This is a genomic window from Mesorhizobium sp. CNPSo 4670 (genome assembly GCF_057784235.1).
The window spans coordinates 179,096-196,123 of the sequence record NZ_JBWJFQ010000003.1 but is presented as its reverse complement, the minus strand read 5'-3'; the positions used below and the strand labels follow the sequence as shown (position 1 = coordinate 196,123).

Genomic DNA, 17,028 nt, shown 5'->3' with positions numbered 1-17,028 from the left:
ATCCCTCCGTAGCGGCGTCCTCGTGGACCATCGTCATTGCCGACAGGATAGCCAAGATCGCACTCACGGTCGATGAGGTGATCGCCGCAAGGCTTGGTGCAAACGGGGTAGGGGCTCGCCTTCACGCTTCGGGCGTCATGACCGCGCCGGGGGGTATCCGGACCCCAAGCGCTCCTCACCCTCTGGCCCTAGAGGCAGAACCAGCGCGAGCGGCGGCTCGATCCAAAAGTCTCCTTGTCAGCGCGCAGGGCCACCGAGGGCTCGTAGTAGGTGCCAGTTGGTGCTGGGCCTGAGAAGAAATCGACCTCGACCTTGCCGATGCGGCCGCCGCCGAACTCGATATAGCAGGTGCCGAAGCCGTCATAGAGCGAGCCGCTGCCGCTCTGACGCAGTTTTGCGATGAGCCCGGTAGCAACGGCGCGCGCCGCACCCTCGGCGAACACGCCGGCCTTGGGCGTGCCGGTGTTGGCGCCGTCGCCGACGGCATAGACATTCTCGTATCTTGTTTCGAGCGTACGCGGATTGACCAGGATCCAGCCGTTCTCGGCCATGCCGCTTTCCAGCACCACTGGCGGCACGCGATGCTTGGGAACACCGAGGAAGAGATCGAACGGCATTTCCGTGCCGTCGTCGAGCACCGCCACATTGCGGGCATTGTCGACGGAGGCGACGCGCCTGCCGGGGACGAACGTGATATCGCGTTCGGCAAAGGCCGCCAGCAGCGCTCGCGAGGTGTCGGGCGAGGGTGGTACCGGGCTGCCCAGCGGCAGCACCAGGGCGATCTCGCAGGCCTCGCGCACGCCCTGCCTGACCAGATAGTCGTGCAGCATCACCACACATTCGCTGGGCGCCGGTGGGCACTTGTAGGGCGCCCCGCAGACGCCGAAGCGCGCGGTGTGCAGCGGCGGGCACAGAACCACGAGATCCGCGCGCTCGCCGCCTTCGACGAGGCGGCCTCGCGCTATCAGGAACTCGGCCGCCCGCGCGACCAGGCCCGCTGCCTTGCCCGCATGGGCCCCGAGGGTTGACGGCAGGAACCGATTACGCGCCCCCATGACGGATGGCGCGTGGGCTGGCCTCACCCGCGCGGGCCTGTATGATCGCAAGGTGAATGCACATAGAGGAGGCTCGCTCATGCGGCTGAATCGGAATCTCCGTCATTGGAGGATCTGGCATTTGAGGATCTGGGCCCTCATCACCGCCATGGTGCTTTGGCCGCAGACGGCGCCGGCCGACGGCATCACTCCGGAGCGGATCACGGCTGCCCTGCCCAAGCTTGAAGCGCTCGCCGAAGCCGCCGTCGCGGAGGGTGCGGTACCCGGTCTCGCCATCGCCGTAGTGCATGATGACGAGGTGATCTTCCTTAAGGGGTTCGGGCATCGCGAGGCCGGCAAGCCCGAGGTCGTCGACGCCGACACGGTGTTCCAGATCGCGTCGCTTTCCAAGCCCGTCTCCGCCACCGTCGTGGCGGCGCTGGTCAGCGACGGGATCGTGTCCTGGGATTCGAAGATCGCCGATCTCGATCCGGCCTTCCGCCTGGCCGATCCCTATCCGGCGAGCCAACTCACCGTCCGCGACCTGTTTTCGCATCGCAGCGGGCTCCCGGGCACCGCCGGCGACGACCTCGAGGACATTGGCTACGGCCGCGCCGAAATCCTGCATCGCCTGCGGTTCGTGCCGCCATCGTCGAGCTTTCGCGCCGGGTATTCCTACAGCAATTTCGGATTGACGGAGGGTGCCGTGGCGGCCGCGATGCCGACAGGCAAGCCGTGGGAGGAGGTGGCCGAGGAGAAGCTCTACCGTCCGCTTGGCATGGCCTCGACCAGTTCGCGCCATTCGGACTTCGTCAAGCACGCGAACCGCGCCGCGCTTCACGTCAGGCTCGACGGCGCCTGGGCCGCGAAGATCGAGCGCGATCCGGATGCGCAGGCGCCCGCCGGCGGCGTCAGTTCCACGGCACGTGACCTCTCGCAATGGGTGCGCCTCATCATCGGCAACGGCGTCTACGCCGGCAAGACACTGATTGCCGCCGATGCGCTGGACCAGACGCATGTTCCGCTGATGGCGCGCGGCAACAATCCCGTCTCTGGAGGTGCCTCGTTCTACGGCCTCGGCTGGAATGTCGAATTCGGCCGGCACGGCCTGAGCTGGGGCCACGCGGGCGCCTTCAGCGTCGGCGCGCGCACCCTGGTGACAGTCTTCCCGAAGGAGAAGCTTGGCATCGTCATCATCACCAACGCCTTTCCGACAGGCCTGCCGGAGGGATTGTCCGACAGCTTCGCCGATCTCGTCTTCGACGGCACAGTCGAGAAGGACTGGGTCAAGGCGTGGGACGATATCTATGCAGGCCTGTTCGGCCCGGCGGTGGCGGCAGCCAAGGCCACCTATTCAGCGCCACCTTCCCCGGCGAGGCCAGCCGGATCGGCCAGCGCCTATGCCGGCCGCTACGCCAACGACTTCATCGGCGACGCAATCGTATCGAAAGCGGGAGACGACCTCGTGCTCAGGGTGGGCCCGGCTGCAGCCCGGTCCTATTCATTGACCCATTTCGACGGCGACATTTTCCTGACCTTTCCAGATGCCGAGACCCCTGACAGGCCAACCGGCGTGAGCTTCGTCGTCGGCCCGGACGGCAAGGCGTCGGCCATGACCATAGGTTTTCTCGACGACAATCATCTCGGGACGCTTCAACGCGTGGGTGACTGACCGTCAAATCGAACAGTGCCGGCAGCAGCTCAAGGCGACGGGCCGTACTGGAGCAGTTTGAAGCAATCGCCGTTGCCCGACTTCGCCTGCGTCAGGAAGGGTTTGGACCGGTCGATCCATTCCTGATGCGACCTCGCATCGGCTTCGATTGCATCGACCGGTGCAAGCCTGACAAAGCTGCGCCCGTGGCTGAAGAGCCAGCACGCACGGCCGAGAAACCGCCTGCTGCGCTGGCGCAGGAGATCGGCATCGTAGAAGACGTCAAGCACCTCGTGCTTGATCTTGCGCCCCGTTTCAGGATTGGCGATCGCAAGCTCGACCGGCTGGCCGCCGATCGCATCCTGCAGGTCCTTGTAGTCGAGGGCGAGCTGGGTGGTGGCATATTTGATCTCGCTCTCGTCACGCACGATGTCGAACCACAGCGTGGGATCGAGCTCGTTGACGACGAACGACGATTCGAAATCGCGCGACAGGTTGAGGACGTCGAAGTCGCGGACGTCGATGTCGCGCTCGACCAGCGCGATCTCGCCGATCTGCTTGCCGAGCTCCGCCCCCTGCGCGCCGATCGCGGCGTTGGTTCCACCAAGTTCGGGGCTGACATAGGCCCCGCCTTCATCCAGCAGTGCGTCGAATTGGCCAAGCGATCCGACGATGGGGGCGCCGTGGGCGATGCGCGCCGCCAGCTTGGCCAGCACCTGCTGGAGTTCCGCTTCACGTCTGCGCTGGTCCTGGTAATTCTGCTGGAAAAAGAAGATGAACAGCGACACGCCTATGCCGATCAGGATCACGCCCAGCTGAGAAAAGATGTTGCGGTAGTATTCCAGCAGTTTTTCGCGGTGGCGTACATCGTCGCGCACGCTGTGGGCGACGCGCAGATTGACGATCAGCGACAGGATCAGCAGGCCGGCGCCAACCAGGATGAGGCCGCCGATGAGCAGGTACCCATGGCCCGTATTGAAGTCCATCTGTTTTCCCTGAAACCCCCGGACTGCGCAGAATAGTGCCATTTTGCTTAAATACCTATGGGCTCGCGTCGGCGGGTCTGCGGCAAGCAGGTGGTTGACCCGCCCGGCCATCCGGCCGATAGCTCCGCCAGAAATTGCCCCCGAGATATCAGATGACTTCAGACGCCAACTTCTCCGATGCGAGCGAGCGCATCGACACCTCCGACACAGCCTGGCAGACCGACGTCCGCGCCGGCGTGCGCCATGTGCGCGACCTCGCGTCCCTGCCGCTGTCGCCGGGCGAGCGCGCGGCGGCGCAAGCCGCGGCCGCGAACCACAAGGTGCGCATCCCGAAAACCTATCTCGACCTTATCGACTGGAACGACCCCGCCGATCCGATCCGGGCGCAGGTCATCCCGTCGCCGGACGAACTCGTGGAGCAGGACGGCGAGCTCGACGATCCGATCGCCGACCACGCGTTCAGCCCGGTGCCGCGGCTGACGCATCGCCATGCCGACCGCGTGCTGTTGTTCCCGACCTATCAATGCGCGGTCTATTGTCGGTTCTGCTTTCGCAAGGAATCGCTGACCTCGATCGGCCGCGGCTATACGCGCGAGGCGCTGGAGCCGGCGCTCGCCTATATCGCCGATCACCCGGAAATCCGAGAGGTGATCATGACCGGCGGCGATCCGCTCTCGCTGCCGGACAAGGCTCTGGCCGAAATCCGGGCCCGCATCGAGGCGATCGCGCATGTGCGGCTGTTGCGCATCCACACGCGCGTGCCGGTGGCACTGCCTTCGCGCATCACGCCGGGGCTGGTCGCGGCCCTGCAGGGCCGGCTGATGGTCACGGTCGTCACCCATTTCAACCACGCGCGGGAGATCACCGGCGCCACCGAAGCTGCCTGCCGCACCTTGCGGCAAGCCGGCTTCGTGCTGCTCAACCAGAGTGTTCTCTTGAGAGGCGTCAACGACACGGTCGAGGTGCTGGAAGAGCTCTGCCGCGAGCTGATGTACCGGCTCGGCGTCAAACCATACTACCTGCACCATGGCGACCTCGCGCGCGGCATGGCGCACCGCCGCACAACCATCGCGCAAGGCCAGGCGCTGGCCGCCGCGCTACGCGCCCGCCTGTCGGGCATCTGCAACCCGGTCTATGTTCTCGACCTGCCGGAAGGCGGCGGCAAGGTGCCGATCGGCCCGTGTTATGTCGAGGGACGCGACGGGGAGAGCTGGCGGCTGCGCGGGCTGGATGGCGAGGTGAGGGGTTATGCGGAGGTGGTTGGGGAGTAGTTGCGCCCGAGTCATCGCGCGGAACGTCGGGCTGGCGAAAGCCCCCAGGCATTCGCGCCCACTTTCCAAAGCGGAGGCATCTCGGCGAAGGGCAGGACGGTGTGAGCAATGGCTGCCGCGACGCGGCCATTGTTTGACCCGATCGTGCGATAGATCGCCTTGACATGCGCCTTGACGGCGTCGACCCCGGTGCCGAGGGCCAGTGCGATCTCCTCGTAGGATCTGCCGTCGATCAGTCCGGACGCGACCGCCAGTTGGCGTGGTGTGAGCCTGGGAAACGCCAGGCTCAATCGCGCGACCGGCGTCAGGGCCGCCAAGGTGCGCTGCTGCGCCTGCCGGTAGCTGCGCAGGATATGCGGCCGGAACGCCTGCAGGCGGTCGCGGTCGTCGTCGCTGAACGGCGCGCGGCCAACGATGCGATGACCGACGATCACCAGGGAATAGCCGTCATGCTGCATCGGCATGGCCATGATGCGGTGTGCGCCCGATGGCAGGAAAGCTTCCTTCGCCATCGGCAGGCCGAAGAACTCCTCATCGCTGAAGAAGTCGGATTCGCGCAGCGCGCGCTCGCCGTAAAAGGCCGGATTGTACTGCCAGAACGGATGCGAATGCATGTTGCGGGCGAACGCCCCCATCGCCTGGGCTCGTTTGGCCGGGTTGTCTTCCACCGACAGAAGAGCCCTGAGTTCCCGCGTGCGATCATGCTGCTCGGCATAGGAGACGACATCGGCCTCGATGAGCCGGGCGACGCAGCCGAACAGCACCCCCGGCAGGCCAGCCAGGTCCGGCTCGGCCGCGTAAAGCGTTATGATCTCGTCCTTCAGGATATCAGCCATGACACGTCATTACTTTAGTCTTTGGTGATATATTACTTTAGACTATTGTTATATACTGTTTTCAACCAAGCAGATCATAGTTGACTCCGCTATGCGCGCGCTACTGAAAAATCGACAGCGTGCCCAGACAAAGGGCGGTCGCCGCGGCGACCACCCTGGAGCGGTTCGTCGTCACAAGGAACGCAGAACCGGCCTATCCCTCGTCTGATGCCTACTCGGCGGCGCGCATCGCCGGCTTGCCGGGCTTGGCGTCGACCAGCCGCAGCGTGATCTGGCTGGCGGCCGGATAGGTCATGGCCGCGATGGCGTCGATCGGGTTGGGCACGGAGGCCGCGGTGACGCCGAAGTCGTTGACGAAACTCAGCGTCGAGGCGGTGATCTGCTCCTGCCACCACCAGCCCAGCGTCTCGACCGTCGGATTGTCGATCCCCTCCGTCTTGGTCGTCGTGGTCTCCTCGTCAACCGTGATCGTCTGCGTGAAGGAGTCCGACCAGGACAGCGTGAGATTCAGCTGGCTGCTGAATAGCCCGATATCGAAGCCCGCCGACAGCCCCAGCGAGGCGCCCAGGGTCTGGGTCTCGCTGCTCGAAAGCTCGACGCCCGTTGTCACCGAGACGTCCTGCTCGGTCGAGGTGTTGGGCTGGCCAAGCAGGCTGACAAGCGCCAGCCAGTCCTGCGACATCGACAACAGCATGTAGACCGTGGTGTCGCTGCTGGGCACCACCATCTGGAAGGTCGGGCCGCTGGATGCACTTGGCGGCTGCGGGTCACTGAGCGAAGTTGGCGCCGGAGGCAGGGCGTTGAACATGATGGAGTAGGGAGTCGACGGCGAAGCTGTGAGCGTGGTGATGTTGGCCGTGCCCTGCGGCGTGACGTCGGCGTGGCCCCAACTGCTGATCGCGTTGGTCGGCATGATGGCGAGGAATTGGGTGGCGTCGGCATAGTCCACCGCGTCGACCAGTAGCACCGACTGGATCATGCCCTCGAAAGGCTGCTGGAAGATGCCGTTGAAATTGTCGCCGACATAGTTCGTCAGCGTGTTCGACTCCAGCGGCACCGTGGTGGGGGCCGCAGTGGAGGCGACCTCGACGCCGTTGATCAGCCCGGTTAGGCTGCCACCCTGGGAGCAGACCATCTCCAGCATCACCCACTGGTTGGTGGGCACCACGCCGCCCTGGATCAGGAAGCTGTTGTGGTCGGCGTCGGCCAGCGTGCCGAAGAGTTCCGGCGGGTTCGAGCCGTAGGTCGTGACGCCGATGCTGAGCACCTCGGTGGAGAAAACGGTCATGTTGATCGAGCCTCCGGTGTCGTTCAGATACACCCAGGCAAGCAGGCGGAAGGCGGGGCCTTTCAGGATGATGACCGGAGCCTTGGTCTCGACCTGGATATTGCCGCCGGAGGTTGCGCTCGGGAAGTTGAAGGTTTGGATTGCGGGCATGGTGGTCATTGCGAAGTCTCCTCGCTGACATCTCCTTCCCGTCATCCCAAGGCAGGTTACGGCTGTTAAAACGGCTTGGGAATTACCCGAACGGGTAGGCTATCGATGCAGCGGCTCGAGCCTGACGCAGCCCGCTTGATTCCAGCCTCTCAAAAAAATCTCGCGGCAACCGGGAATAAAGGCCCGCCCTGCCGGGTCTTCCCTTCAGCGAGGCCATTCGCCCGGCCCGCAACCCGAAGAAACGAAACAAGGACCTACGATAATGACCAAGCTCGCTCTCAGCGTGGCTGCCATGCTGCTTGCCTCGAGCGCTGCCTTTGCCGGCAGTGACCACGGCGCAAACAACGCCAATTCACCGGTCGCTTCCGTCGACACCAACGCTACCGCCTCGATCCCCTACATCGCACCTACAGACGGCGTCGACACCAAGGTCACGACAGGGCCGCGGCACCCGACGACGCAATCGAATGCGAGCGAACCAGACCAAGGCATCTGGGGCCGTTGAGTTCGCCAGGGGGCAAGACCGAATCCCAACGGTCGGACCTCAACCACATCGGGATGGCCCCGGACTTGGCCCTCCATCATCCCTTCCGCACCCACCAACTGAGGAGACCACCATGTTCAGCATGACACGACGCACACTGCTTGGATCCGCCGCTGCCGCTGCCGCCTTCGGCCTTGCCGGCAAGCTTGAATTCACCCGGCCGGCCTTTGCCGAAACTCCAGTGGAGCCGACAGTCGGTTTCTACAAATACAAGGTCGGCGACATCGAGATCACCGCCATCTACGATGGCATATGGCGCAAGCCGCATGACCCGGCCTTCATCAAGGATGTTTCGGTCGACGATACCAAGGCAGCACTCGCCAAGGCGGGGCTGACCACCGACTTCATGCCCATTCCGCTCACCGTCGCCGTGCTCAAGATGAACGGTAAGCTGATCATGATGGATGCCGGCTCTGGCGTTGGCCAGTGGCAGACCAACGCCACCCACCTGCCGGCCAACATGGCCGCCGCCGGTATCGACTACAAGGCGATCGACACCATCATGATTTCGCATTTCCACCCCGACCATGTCTGGGGCCTGATGGAAAAGGGCACCAACGCGCCGGTTTTCCCGAATGCCGAGCTCATCGTGAACGCCACCGAATACAATTGGTGGACCGATCCCAGCCGGTTGGCCAAGCTGCCCGAGGGCCGCAAGCCGGCGGGCAAGCGCATCGGTGAAAACTTCCCGAAATGGAAAAACTGGAAGCTGGTCGAGGACGGCGCCGAGGTGGCGCCCGGCATCCACATCATCGCCGCGCCCGGCCATACGCCCGGCCACTCGGTCTACCTGGCCAACTCCGGCAAGGAGCAGATCATGATCTCGGCCGACACCATGTATGTGCCCGCCCTTCTGGCGCCGCATCCAGAATGGCAGGGCAGCTACGACCAGGACGGGCCGACGGCGATCACTACGCGCCACAAGATCATCGACCGCGTGATTGCCGACAACATCCGCATCTCGGGCTCGCACTTTCCATTCCCGGGCACCGGCGTCTTCGTCAAGGACGGCAACGCCTACGGCTTCACTCCGGTCCAGATCTGAGGCCGTTTGGAAACTCCACTCTGGCGGCCATCTGAAGGCGTTTTCTGCACTTCCGTTGCTCACGGACCGGACGTCCGCTGCGCTGCGGTTCTCGAATCCACCATCAGCTGACTCGCCAGAGCGAATTTCGAAGCGGTCTTCTCAACGCTAGCACTCAACCCAAGCGAGAAAGACAATGAAACATTCTGTTTTTGGCAAACATGCCCTGTTCGGCCTGCTCGGCGCCGTTGCGGTGCTGACCGTGGTTCCGGTCGCGACCATCATGCCCGCCTATGCCGTCGACGACATCGAGGGCGCTGACGCGCCTGACCTCACCGCCGTCAAGGCCAAGATCAAGGCCAAGGACTATACTGGCGCGCTGGCCCAGCTGCGCGACCTAGCGCAGGACACACAGCAGCCCGACGTCTACAATCTGCTCGGGTTCACGCTGCGCAAGACCGGCGACTACAAGACCGCTCTGACCTACTACACCAAGGCGCTGGAGCTGAAGCCCGACCACAAGGCCGCCCGCGAATATCTGGGCGAGCTCTATGTCGAGACCGGCGACATGGCCAAGGCCAACGAACAGCTGGCGTCGCTGGAAAAACTCTGCCCGGCCGGTTGCGAGGAACTGTCGGACCTGCAGAAGGCCATCGATACCAAGGTGACGAAGTAGGGCCCAGAGGGCTGTTCCTCTCCCCTACGAATGTGGGGAGAGGTGGCTCGGCGAAGCCGGGACCGAGAGGGGGCTTGGCGTCGCACCATCCCTCTTAAGCACCATAGTTTGGGCGTTCGTGGCTGGCGCCCATTGCCGGAGCCGGCATCCCCTCCCTTGCGCTGGCTCCGGCCTTTTTCAATCAGACGCTTGGCAGCGCCATTGCGCCTGTCCGATCGGACGCGGCGCCTGCCTGTTAGAGAAATTGGAGCCCGACCATGACACCGACTGAACTTGCCGCGAAGCTGCACCTCCTCGCCACGAAGCTATACGCTGGCGATGTGACACTCCTTGCCGGCCGCCTGCTGCTTTCCCTGCTCTTCCTGCATGAAGGCCTGACACTGGCCACCCATTTCGACGGCGCCGCCAAGGCGATGGCCGCGCTGGGCGTCAGCCTGCCGCTGTTTGTTGCCACGGTTGCGCTGCAACTGGGGGCAGGGCTCTCGGTCGGGCTGGGCCTCTTGACGCGGCTGGGCGCCATCGGTCTCGGCCTGTTCTGCCTGGCAACGGCGATACTCTTCCACACCAACTTCGCCAACCAGAACGAATTGCTGCATTTCGAAAAGGATCTCGCCATTGCCGGTGGCATGTTCGTGCTGGCCATATCAGGCGCCGGCAGGATTTCGCTGGACAGGGTGCTCACTGGTTTCGTGAAGCCCCGGCGTGGCGACAAAGACACGGTCGATGCGCTCATGGCGGCCTATCCCCAGCACGGCCACACCAGCCTGCCGATCTGAAAGTGCCACGGCCTTGCGCTCCCGGGCAGCGTTCGGCGCGCTTCGCGGCTGCATTCAACGCAAAATTCCACGTTTGCGGTGGTTGGTACCACGCGCCGTGCCACGCCGGTGCAAACGCCACGCCCCTATGAATAGGCCAACAGCGCACGAAGGACCAACACGACCGTACGCTGGACCTGCCGCCGCAAATCCGTAGGCATCGCGGTTGGCTGGTTTCGCCCGAGAGCAATCAAGGGACGGCCTCATGAACGCGGTGCGGGCGGCGCGGGGTGGCCAAATGTCAACTTCTAAAGATGGAGCTTGAAATGAGAAAGATCGTTTTGGCTATTGCCACGGTTTTGGTTGCCTCCGGCACCGCTTTTGCCGGCAGCGACAACTATGGCACGGACTACATCCCTGGCCCCGACGCCTATCCGAGCAGCAGCGTCTACCATTCGATGGGGTCCGATGGCGCCAATGCGCTCGACCTCAGCGGCACGAAGAGCATCGGCACTGCCAACAGCGCACCGGCCCTGGGAGGAAGTGCGAACTCGGACATGTCAGCCGGCTATGGCCAGGGAATCTGGGGGCACTGACAACCAAGCCGGCCGCAACGGCCGCCATCCAGGCGGCGGGCTCGCCCGCCACCTGGAATGACCTCTGGCTAGGCTGCCCAGCGCCCCGCGCCATCCCCGCAACGGAGCAACGATCGCGCAGATTTTTTGGATCGTTCGGACCGGTGCGGCGTTCTTCCCTGACAACGGAGGAATGACCATGGGCGACGAACGGCATGAGAAGATCCAGCAACGCGCATACGAGATCTGGGAACGCGAAGGCGGCGGCGATCCCGAGCGGCACTGGCATCAGGCTGCGGCCGAGATCGACCGGGAGGCGGCACTGCCACTGACGGCCGGCGATGCGCTGCCGGAGACTAGCGAGATCGCCAGCTCCGACGTCCTGGCGGTCGAGGCGCTGGCAATGCGCACCGGCATATCGGGCGACGAGGCGCAGGAACTGATCGACAGGCTGGGCCACGACCGCGCGGCGGTCGAGCAAGCCGCGCGCAACCTCAAGGGCAAACGGCGGTCCTAAGCAGGGAGAGCCAGATGATCAGAAAGCTCAAGGACGGAAAATACCGCCTCTATTCGCGCAAGAAGGACGAAAAGACCGGCAAACGGCGCAACCTCGGCACGTTTGATACGCGCGAGGCGGCGGAGAAGCATGAGCGCGAGGTGCAGTATTTCAAGCGGCACTGAGGGGCAGCGGGTCACGATTGTCACCCATTTCCACCGTCCGCACGAGACCTAAACTGCCCCCCGGTCAACGCACGCCAGGACGACCACGCGCGGGGCAACGCAGTAGGCGAGGGTGAGCTTGCGGCCGCCTTTGGTCGTCGCTCGGCCTGCGTTGAGGTTCACTTCTATATCCTCATAGCCAAGGACCTCGCGATCGAGCGGATAAACCGCCTTGTAGACCGCTTCCTTGGCGCAAAACAGCACGCGACCGGCAAGATGCGGGTCCGCGACGTCTGTCCGGTCCGCACGGGTTGCAACAAGCGCAAGGAGGTCGTGCGGCAAGGGTTGGGCGGGCTCGACGTCGATGCCAAGGGAGCCGATGTCGGTAACAGGCGCAACCGCCGCTACGGCCATTTCGTCGTCATGGGCGAGCGAACCGGTTATCCCGTCGGGCCAGACCGGCGCGCCGGATGGCGCGCGCAGGATGGCGAAGTCGTTGACACCAACATCCGCCAGCAGCCCGTGGGCGATCCAGCGGGCCGCTCCGCTTGCGCGGCGCATGGCCGGCTGGCGCGCGGGGATGGAACGCGCTTCCTCGGGCAGAAGATGGGCCTCGTCGCCATCGCGTATCACCTGGCATCCGATGCGGACACTTTTGGGCGCGATGGCGACCATCGCCTGTAGCAGGGACGCTTGCGCTAGGGCGCTTTCAGGGGAGGGTGGTCGCGTCAACGATCATCCGCCGCGAAGGCGAGGTCGGCGATCATTTCTCCATCCTCGTCGAGCCCTTGTTCCACGAAACCGGCGGCACGGTAGAGCTGTCGTGCCGCTTCATTGTGCGGTTCGTAGCAGATTGAAACGTGCCTGATGTGGCCGAGCCTTCTGATTTCGTCCAGCACTTCATGCAACGCAGCCTTGCCGTAGCCTCTGCCCTGCCACGTGCGGTCGATCATGAAACGGTAGATCCGCGCCTCGTCGTCATCCTGCGGCGCCTCGTACATCAGGAAACCGACGACAAGATCCCCAGCCATCACGACGCGGGGCCGCGCGTCGCCGTCAGATGCGGCTTCGTCCAGGGACTCCGCATTGCCGGCAACGAGATCCATCTGCTCCGAGGCCAATTGCAGCGACGTGACCAAGGCCTGGTTGGCCTTGGTCACGGAGGCGAGGCGGATTTCTCCGGTCTTCAAGCCGATGCCCTGGAGGCATCGTCCGTGATCGGCTCCACGAACCGATGCAGCTTGGCGGGGTTGCCCCGCCAGATGGAGTTGGGCTCCAGCTCTTCGCCCTTCATCACGAAGGAATCGACATCGACCACCGATCCTTCGCCCATCACGACGCCGTAGTGGACGAATGCGGAAGGTCCAAGCGTGCAGCCTCTGCCGATGCGGATGTAATCGGACTTGAACGCGCCTTCTTCCAGCGAGTGGGCCTGGATGACGCAGCCTTCATTGAGCGTGACGTCATCGCCGATCTCGACCAGCGAACGCTCGGTCAGGTTGCTGCCGCCGTCATAGACCCGCTTGCCGACCTTGACGCCCAGCATGCGCAGGATCATCGGCCGGAACGGCGTGCCGGCAAACAGGCGCACGATCGGCGAATCCGCAAGCTTCCAGTGGCGTTCGTGGCGCCAGAAGGCGACGTCGTAGATCGTCGTCATCTGCGGCTTCAGCCTGCGAAAACCAAGGCTTGCCCGCTCGACAAGGATGTAGAACGGAATGGTGATCGCGGACGTCAAAAGCACGGCGACGAAGAGGGCGACCTCAGCCCATTCGGTATAGTAGTTCAGCGCGCGGTCCCAGATCGCCAGTGTGGCGAACAGCATGACCCATTGCGTTGCCACGAACAGCAGTATCGTCACCATGTTGTGGCGGTTCTTGAGCGGGATGCGCCGGCGGCGGTCGTCCTCGTCGACACCGGCGATGAGTTCCTTGTCGCGGTTCACCATGCGCGGGATTTCAAAGGACGGCGAACCGAGAAGGCCGACATTCTCGCGCAACGGCCCGTCGATGGGGATCATCACCTTGGTGCCGAGCAGGACGTTGTCGCCCGTGCGCCCATCCGGCGGGTAATAGATGTTGTTGCCGAGATAGTTGCGCTCGCCTATCCGCGTCGGCTCGAGCCTGAATGCGGAAGCGGACTTGTGCATGTTGATCATGAAAAGTCCGTCCGACACCATGGTCTCGGTGCCGATCTCGCACAGGAGCGGGTTTTCGTGCTGCTGGTTGCTGCCGAAGTTGGAACCGGTCTGCACCACTTTGTTGAGGTTCCAGCCGATGGCGCGCATGTAGTGCACGATTGCCGAACTGTCGCCGAACAGGAGGCCCAGGACACGGGAGTTGCTCGAGAATTCGGCGACGGTCTGCAGCCAGTAGCGGAAACCATAGAGCGTGTAGGTGCGGCCGGGCTTCAGGATCAGGCTGAACAGGCGCGGCACCAGCGTTGCCGCCAGAAAGGCCACGGCGATGTAGCCAAAAAGCGTGACCGTGGTGCCGATCGCGACAATGCCGATGGTCTCCTGATAGTCGTCGCCGACGTTCTCCCAATAGCTGTGGAACAGGAGCGGCAGCGGGGTGACGATGGCAAACAGGCCAATCAGCTGGACCGCTTCGAAGAGGAAGCGCCGGATGTTGGAAGGATCGACGTTGCGCACCTTGCAATAGTCCGCCGTGGTCGGCACGGCTGGCGATCCATGCCAGCGTTCGCCGTCGGGGATGCTTTGCCCGCGGTGCAGCGAGGACGAATGGCCGAGCTGGGCGCCGTCGCCGATCCTGGTGTCGATGTCGAGGGTCGAGCCGACGCCGACGAAGGCATCGCGGCCGATGGTCACCGGCCCGGTGTGGATGTAGCCGGACTGGGCCCTGAAGCCGAGGATCATAGATTCCTTGCGCAGGATGGTGTTGGCACCGATCGAAATGAGATCCGTGCAGACGGGCACCGATTTCGATTCGATGACGGCGTTTTTCCCGAGCTTGGTGCCGAGAAGCTTCAAATAGAAGCTGTAGAGCGGGCTGCCCCGGAACAGCACCACGGGTGCGGTGCGGATCAATGTCTTGACGACCCAGAAGCGGTAGTAGCGCAGGCCCCAGATGGGAAACGCCTCTGCCTTCCAGCGGCCGATGAGAACCCATTTCGCGATGACGGCAAAGCCCGACATGCCGAAGAACACGGCGGCCGAAAGCGCCACGCAGCGCAAATAGAGCTGCAGCGGATTGTCGAGCGCGTCATACATCCAGTTGAGGCCGTCATTGATCGCCCACAGCGCCACATAGCTGTAGAGCCCGTAGAACATGAGCTGCGCCCCGCCGCAGGTCCAATAGGCGAAGTTCGATGCCTGTCGGGTGAGGACACGCTCATTGGTGGGCGTGGTCATCTCTTCCGCTAGGCTCAGATGTTTGGCCAGCCGCGCCACGGTCGGATAGAGATAGATGTCGCGCATCGACGTCGTCGCCCATTCCTTCTTGGTGCGCACGCGCGCGCAGAAATGGGCCATGAGCAGCGAGTTGGCGCCGAGATCGTCGAAGAAATTGTCCTCGACGGATACTTCGTCGAATTTCAGCACCGCGGCCAGTGCGTCGGCAAGGAAACGCTCGTCGTCATTGCCGGGCGGCACCATGGTGCGGTCGGCCGAAAGCCGAAGGCTTGTCGGTTTCGGCAGCTGGCGAAGGTCGACCTTGTTGGAGACCGTCATCGGGATCGCCGGCAGTTCCTCTAGGTAGGAGGGCACCATGTAATCCGGCAGGCGTCGCTTCATCGTCTGGGCGAGATCCGCCCGCGAGATCGCCGGCAGGGCGGGTTTTGGCGCGTAATAGGCGACGAGTTCCACGCGGCCGGGCTCGATCTCCCAGGTGGTGACGGCAGCCTGCGCGATCTCCGGCTGGTCCAGCAGCACCGCCTCGATCTCGCCGAGTTCGATGCGATAGCCGCGGATCTTCACCTGGGTGTCGATGCGCCCGTTATACTCGATCTCGCCCTTGTCGTTGATCCGGCCAAGGTCGCCCGTCCGGTAGATGCGCTGCGACGGGTTGTTGGGCAGGCCGACGAAATCGGCGATGAATTTCTGATGCGTCAGGTCCGGCCGGTTGAGATAGCCGACCGCGAGCCCGATACCGGCGATGCCGATCTCGCCCAGTTCACCAGGCTCGGCAAGCTGCGGCAGCGAAGCGTCGAGAATGACGATCGAGTAGGTCGGCAACGGCGCGCCGATCGTCACCGGACTGTCGGCCGTCAGCGCGCCCATGGTTGCGGTGACGGTGGCTTCGGTCGGGCCATAGGTGTTGAGGATTTGCCGCCCCGGCTTCGACCAGCGCACCACCAGATTGTGCGGGCAGGCCTCGCCGCCCACCAGCAGCGTGCGCAGGCTGGGCACGTCGCTCGCCATCGACGACAACAGGGTCGGGCTGCAGGCCATGCAGGTGATGTCATGGAGCCGCAGGAAATCCGCCAGTTCCTCGCCCACGAGAGGCATCTGGCCTGGCGCCGGCACGACCGTCGCGCCGGCGACAAACGGCACCCAGATCTCTTCGGAGGAAAAGTCGAAGGCGATTGTCATGCCCTGATAGACACGATCGCCCGGCCGGTATCCGTAGGATGCGGCGGCGACGCGGACGAAGTTGACGAAGCTCTGATGCTTGATGACCACGCCCTTGGGTTTGCCGGTGGTGCCCGAGGTGTAGAGGATGTAGCAGGTGTCGTCCGATACAGCGGTCCTCTCATCCGGCTTCAGCGGCGCGCTGGACTGTTTGCAGATCTCGGTGGCGGCGCTGTCGATCAGCAGGTGGGGAACGGGCAGTTGATCGGCTCGCGACGCGTACGCTGCGATGGTGACGACCAGGCTGACGCTGGCGTCTTCGATGATGAGCGTCATCCGCTCCTGGGGAAACGCGGTGGCCAGCGGCACGAAGGCCGCGCCTGCCTTCATAACCGCCAGCACGGCAACATAGGTCTCCGCCGACCGGTCGAGAATGAGCCCAACCCGATCACCCCTTCGCACGCCTCGCTTGACCAGCAGGCGGGCGAACTGGTTGGCACGGTTGTTGAGCTCCTGATACGTCCAGACACGCCCATCGGAGATCACCGCCGGCAACGCGGCAAATGTCTCGGCGAGCTCTTCGAAGACGGTATCGAGCCGCTCACCGGGTTGCCCCTGCCGGGCAAAGTCGGCGCCCGTCAGGATCTGGCTGCGCGCGCGCCTTCCGGAGCCGTGAGCGGCCTCCACGAGCGCATCGACGATTGCCAGGCCAGTTTCCGGCTGGCTGTCCGGTCTTGCCGCTTCCAGTTCGGCCGCATCCAGTTCGGCGATATCGAAACCGTGGTCCATTTCCATTCTTTCCCGTCTTGGCCGAGCAACGGCTATCGCAGCCGTTTCGGGCCGCCACGGGAAGTTATGCCATCCGATCTTTTCGCCAGTTTTTCCCAACTGTTGAATATTGTTTCTGGATTGTGTCTGGGCGCTCTTCTGACCCTCCGCCTCAGGGCTCCGAACTCAGGTCAACAAAGCCTGTCGACGGCCAGTCCGGCGGTGTCGGCGGCTTTTGTTCCGGGGGCTTTCGATAGGAATTTATTCTTGACATGGTGA

General features: G+C 63.8%; 16 protein-coding genes. 9 read left to right on the top strand and 7 right to left on the bottom strand.

The features are described 5' to 3' along the window. Nucleotides 1–188: 188 nt before the first annotated feature. Nucleotides 189–1,055 (bottom strand): NAD(P)/FAD-dependent oxidoreductase, encoded by an 867-nt coding sequence (locus tag AC0ZT5_RS07235; protein ID WP_488495861.1) that lies wholly within the window; start codon nt 1,053–1,055, stop codon nt 189–191. Nucleotides 1,056–1,134: 79 nt separating this feature from the next. Between AC0ZT5_RS07235 and AC0ZT5_RS07230 the strand changes: the two genes are divergently transcribed. Beyond that, on the top strand, nt 1,135–2,706 hold the full coding sequence (locus tag AC0ZT5_RS07230) for a serine hydrolase (RefSeq protein ID WP_488495860.1): 1,572 nt from the start codon (nt 1,135–1,137) through the stop codon (nt 2,704–2,706). Between the two features lie 29 nt (nt 2,707–2,735). On the opposite strand, the gene AC0ZT5_RS07225 is transcribed toward AC0ZT5_RS07230, so the two are convergent. After that, nucleotides 2,736–3,671 carry a hypothetical protein gene (locus AC0ZT5_RS07225; RefSeq protein ID WP_488496101.1) on the bottom strand — a complete coding sequence of 312 codons (936 nt, stop codon included), beginning with the start codon at nt 3,669–3,671 and terminating at the stop codon, nt 2,736–2,738. Between the two features lie 152 nt (nt 3,672–3,823). Here AC0ZT5_RS07225 and AC0ZT5_RS07220 point away from each other — a divergent pair, with 152 nt between their 5' ends. Beyond that, the gene (locus AC0ZT5_RS07220) at nt 3,824–4,942 is read left to right on the top strand and encodes a KamA family radical SAM protein (RefSeq protein ID WP_488495859.1); all 1,119 of its coding nucleotides are present in this window, start codon (nt 3,824–3,826) and stop codon (nt 4,940–4,942) included. Between the two features lie 11 nt (nt 4,943–4,953). Here AC0ZT5_RS07220 and AC0ZT5_RS07215 read toward each other — a convergent pair whose 3' ends face one another. Beyond that, on the bottom strand, nt 4,954–5,778 hold the full coding sequence (locus AC0ZT5_RS07215; protein ID WP_488495858.1) for a helix-turn-helix transcriptional regulator: 825 nt from the start codon (nt 5,776–5,778) through the stop codon (nt 4,954–4,956). 211 nt (nt 5,779–5,989) lie between these two features. Further along, nucleotides 5,990–7,225 carry a hypothetical protein gene (locus AC0ZT5_RS07210; protein WP_488495857.1) on the bottom strand — a complete coding sequence of 412 codons (1,236 nt, stop codon included), beginning with the start codon at nt 7,223–7,225 and terminating at the stop codon, nt 5,990–5,992. Nucleotides 7,226–7,478: 253 nt separating this feature from the next. On the opposite strand from AC0ZT5_RS07210, the gene AC0ZT5_RS07205 reads away from it, so the two are divergent. From AC0ZT5_RS07205 to AC0ZT5_RS07175, 7 genes are all read left to right on the top strand, one after another. Beyond that, nucleotides 7,479–7,721 carry a DUF680 domain-containing protein gene (locus tag AC0ZT5_RS07205; RefSeq protein WP_488495856.1) on the top strand — a complete coding sequence of 81 codons (243 nt, stop codon included), beginning with the start codon at nt 7,479–7,481 and terminating at the stop codon, nt 7,719–7,721. A 112-nt stretch (nt 7,722–7,833) separates the two neighbouring features. Then, entirely contained in the window at nt 7,834–8,805 is a 972-nt protein-coding gene (locus AC0ZT5_RS07200) for an MBL fold metallo-hydrolase (protein WP_488495855.1), read from the top strand. Between the two features lie 175 nt (nt 8,806–8,980). Beyond that, complete coding sequence (locus tag AC0ZT5_RS07195) at nt 8,981–9,460, top strand: tetratricopeptide repeat protein (protein ID WP_488495854.1); 480 nt, start codon at nt 8,981–8,983, stop codon at nt 9,458–9,460. 257 nt (nt 9,461–9,717) lie between these two features. Next, a complete protein-coding gene (locus tag AC0ZT5_RS07190; protein WP_488495853.1) occupies nt 9,718–10,236 on the top strand; it encodes a DoxX family protein in 519 nt (172 codons plus the stop codon). 305 nt (nt 10,237–10,541) lie between these two features. Then, on the top strand, nt 10,542–10,811 hold the full coding sequence (locus AC0ZT5_RS07185; RefSeq protein WP_488495852.1) for a hypothetical protein: 270 nt from the start codon (nt 10,542–10,544) through the stop codon (nt 10,809–10,811). Nucleotides 10,812–10,989: 178 nt separating this feature from the next. Next, nucleotides 10,990–11,307, top strand: coding sequence for a DUF2934 domain-containing protein (locus AC0ZT5_RS07180; RefSeq protein WP_488495851.1), 318 nt, complete (start codon nt 10,990–10,992; stop codon nt 11,305–11,307). 14 nt (nt 11,308–11,321) lie between these two features. Continuing rightward, a complete protein-coding gene (locus tag AC0ZT5_RS07175) occupies nt 11,322–11,471 on the top strand; it encodes a hypothetical protein (RefSeq protein ID WP_023677295.1) in 150 nt (49 codons plus the stop codon). A 48-nt stretch (nt 11,472–11,519) separates the two neighbouring features. Here the strand turns inward: AC0ZT5_RS07175 and AC0ZT5_RS07170 are convergent, their stop codons facing one another. From AC0ZT5_RS07170 to AC0ZT5_RS07160, 3 genes are read right to left on the bottom strand one after another with little or no spacing between them, the layout of a single operon-like run. Continuing rightward, nucleotides 11,520–12,125 (bottom strand): 4'-phosphopantetheinyl transferase family protein, encoded by a 606-nt coding sequence (locus tag AC0ZT5_RS07170; protein ID WP_488495850.1) that lies wholly within the window; start codon nt 12,123–12,125, stop codon nt 11,520–11,522. Between the two features lie 53 nt (nt 12,126–12,178). After that, nucleotides 12,179–12,640, bottom strand: coding sequence for a GNAT family N-acetyltransferase (locus AC0ZT5_RS07165; RefSeq protein ID WP_488495849.1), 462 nt, complete (start codon nt 12,638–12,640; stop codon nt 12,179–12,181). Beyond that, the gene (locus tag AC0ZT5_RS07160; RefSeq protein WP_488495848.1) at nt 12,637–16,776 is read right to left on the bottom strand and encodes a Pls/PosA family non-ribosomal peptide synthetase; all 4,140 of its coding nucleotides are present in this window, start codon (nt 16,774–16,776) and stop codon (nt 12,637–12,639) included. The genes AC0ZT5_RS07165 and AC0ZT5_RS07160 overlap by 4 nt, the downstream gene beginning before the upstream one ends. Nucleotides 16,777–17,028 lie beyond the last annotated feature (252 nt).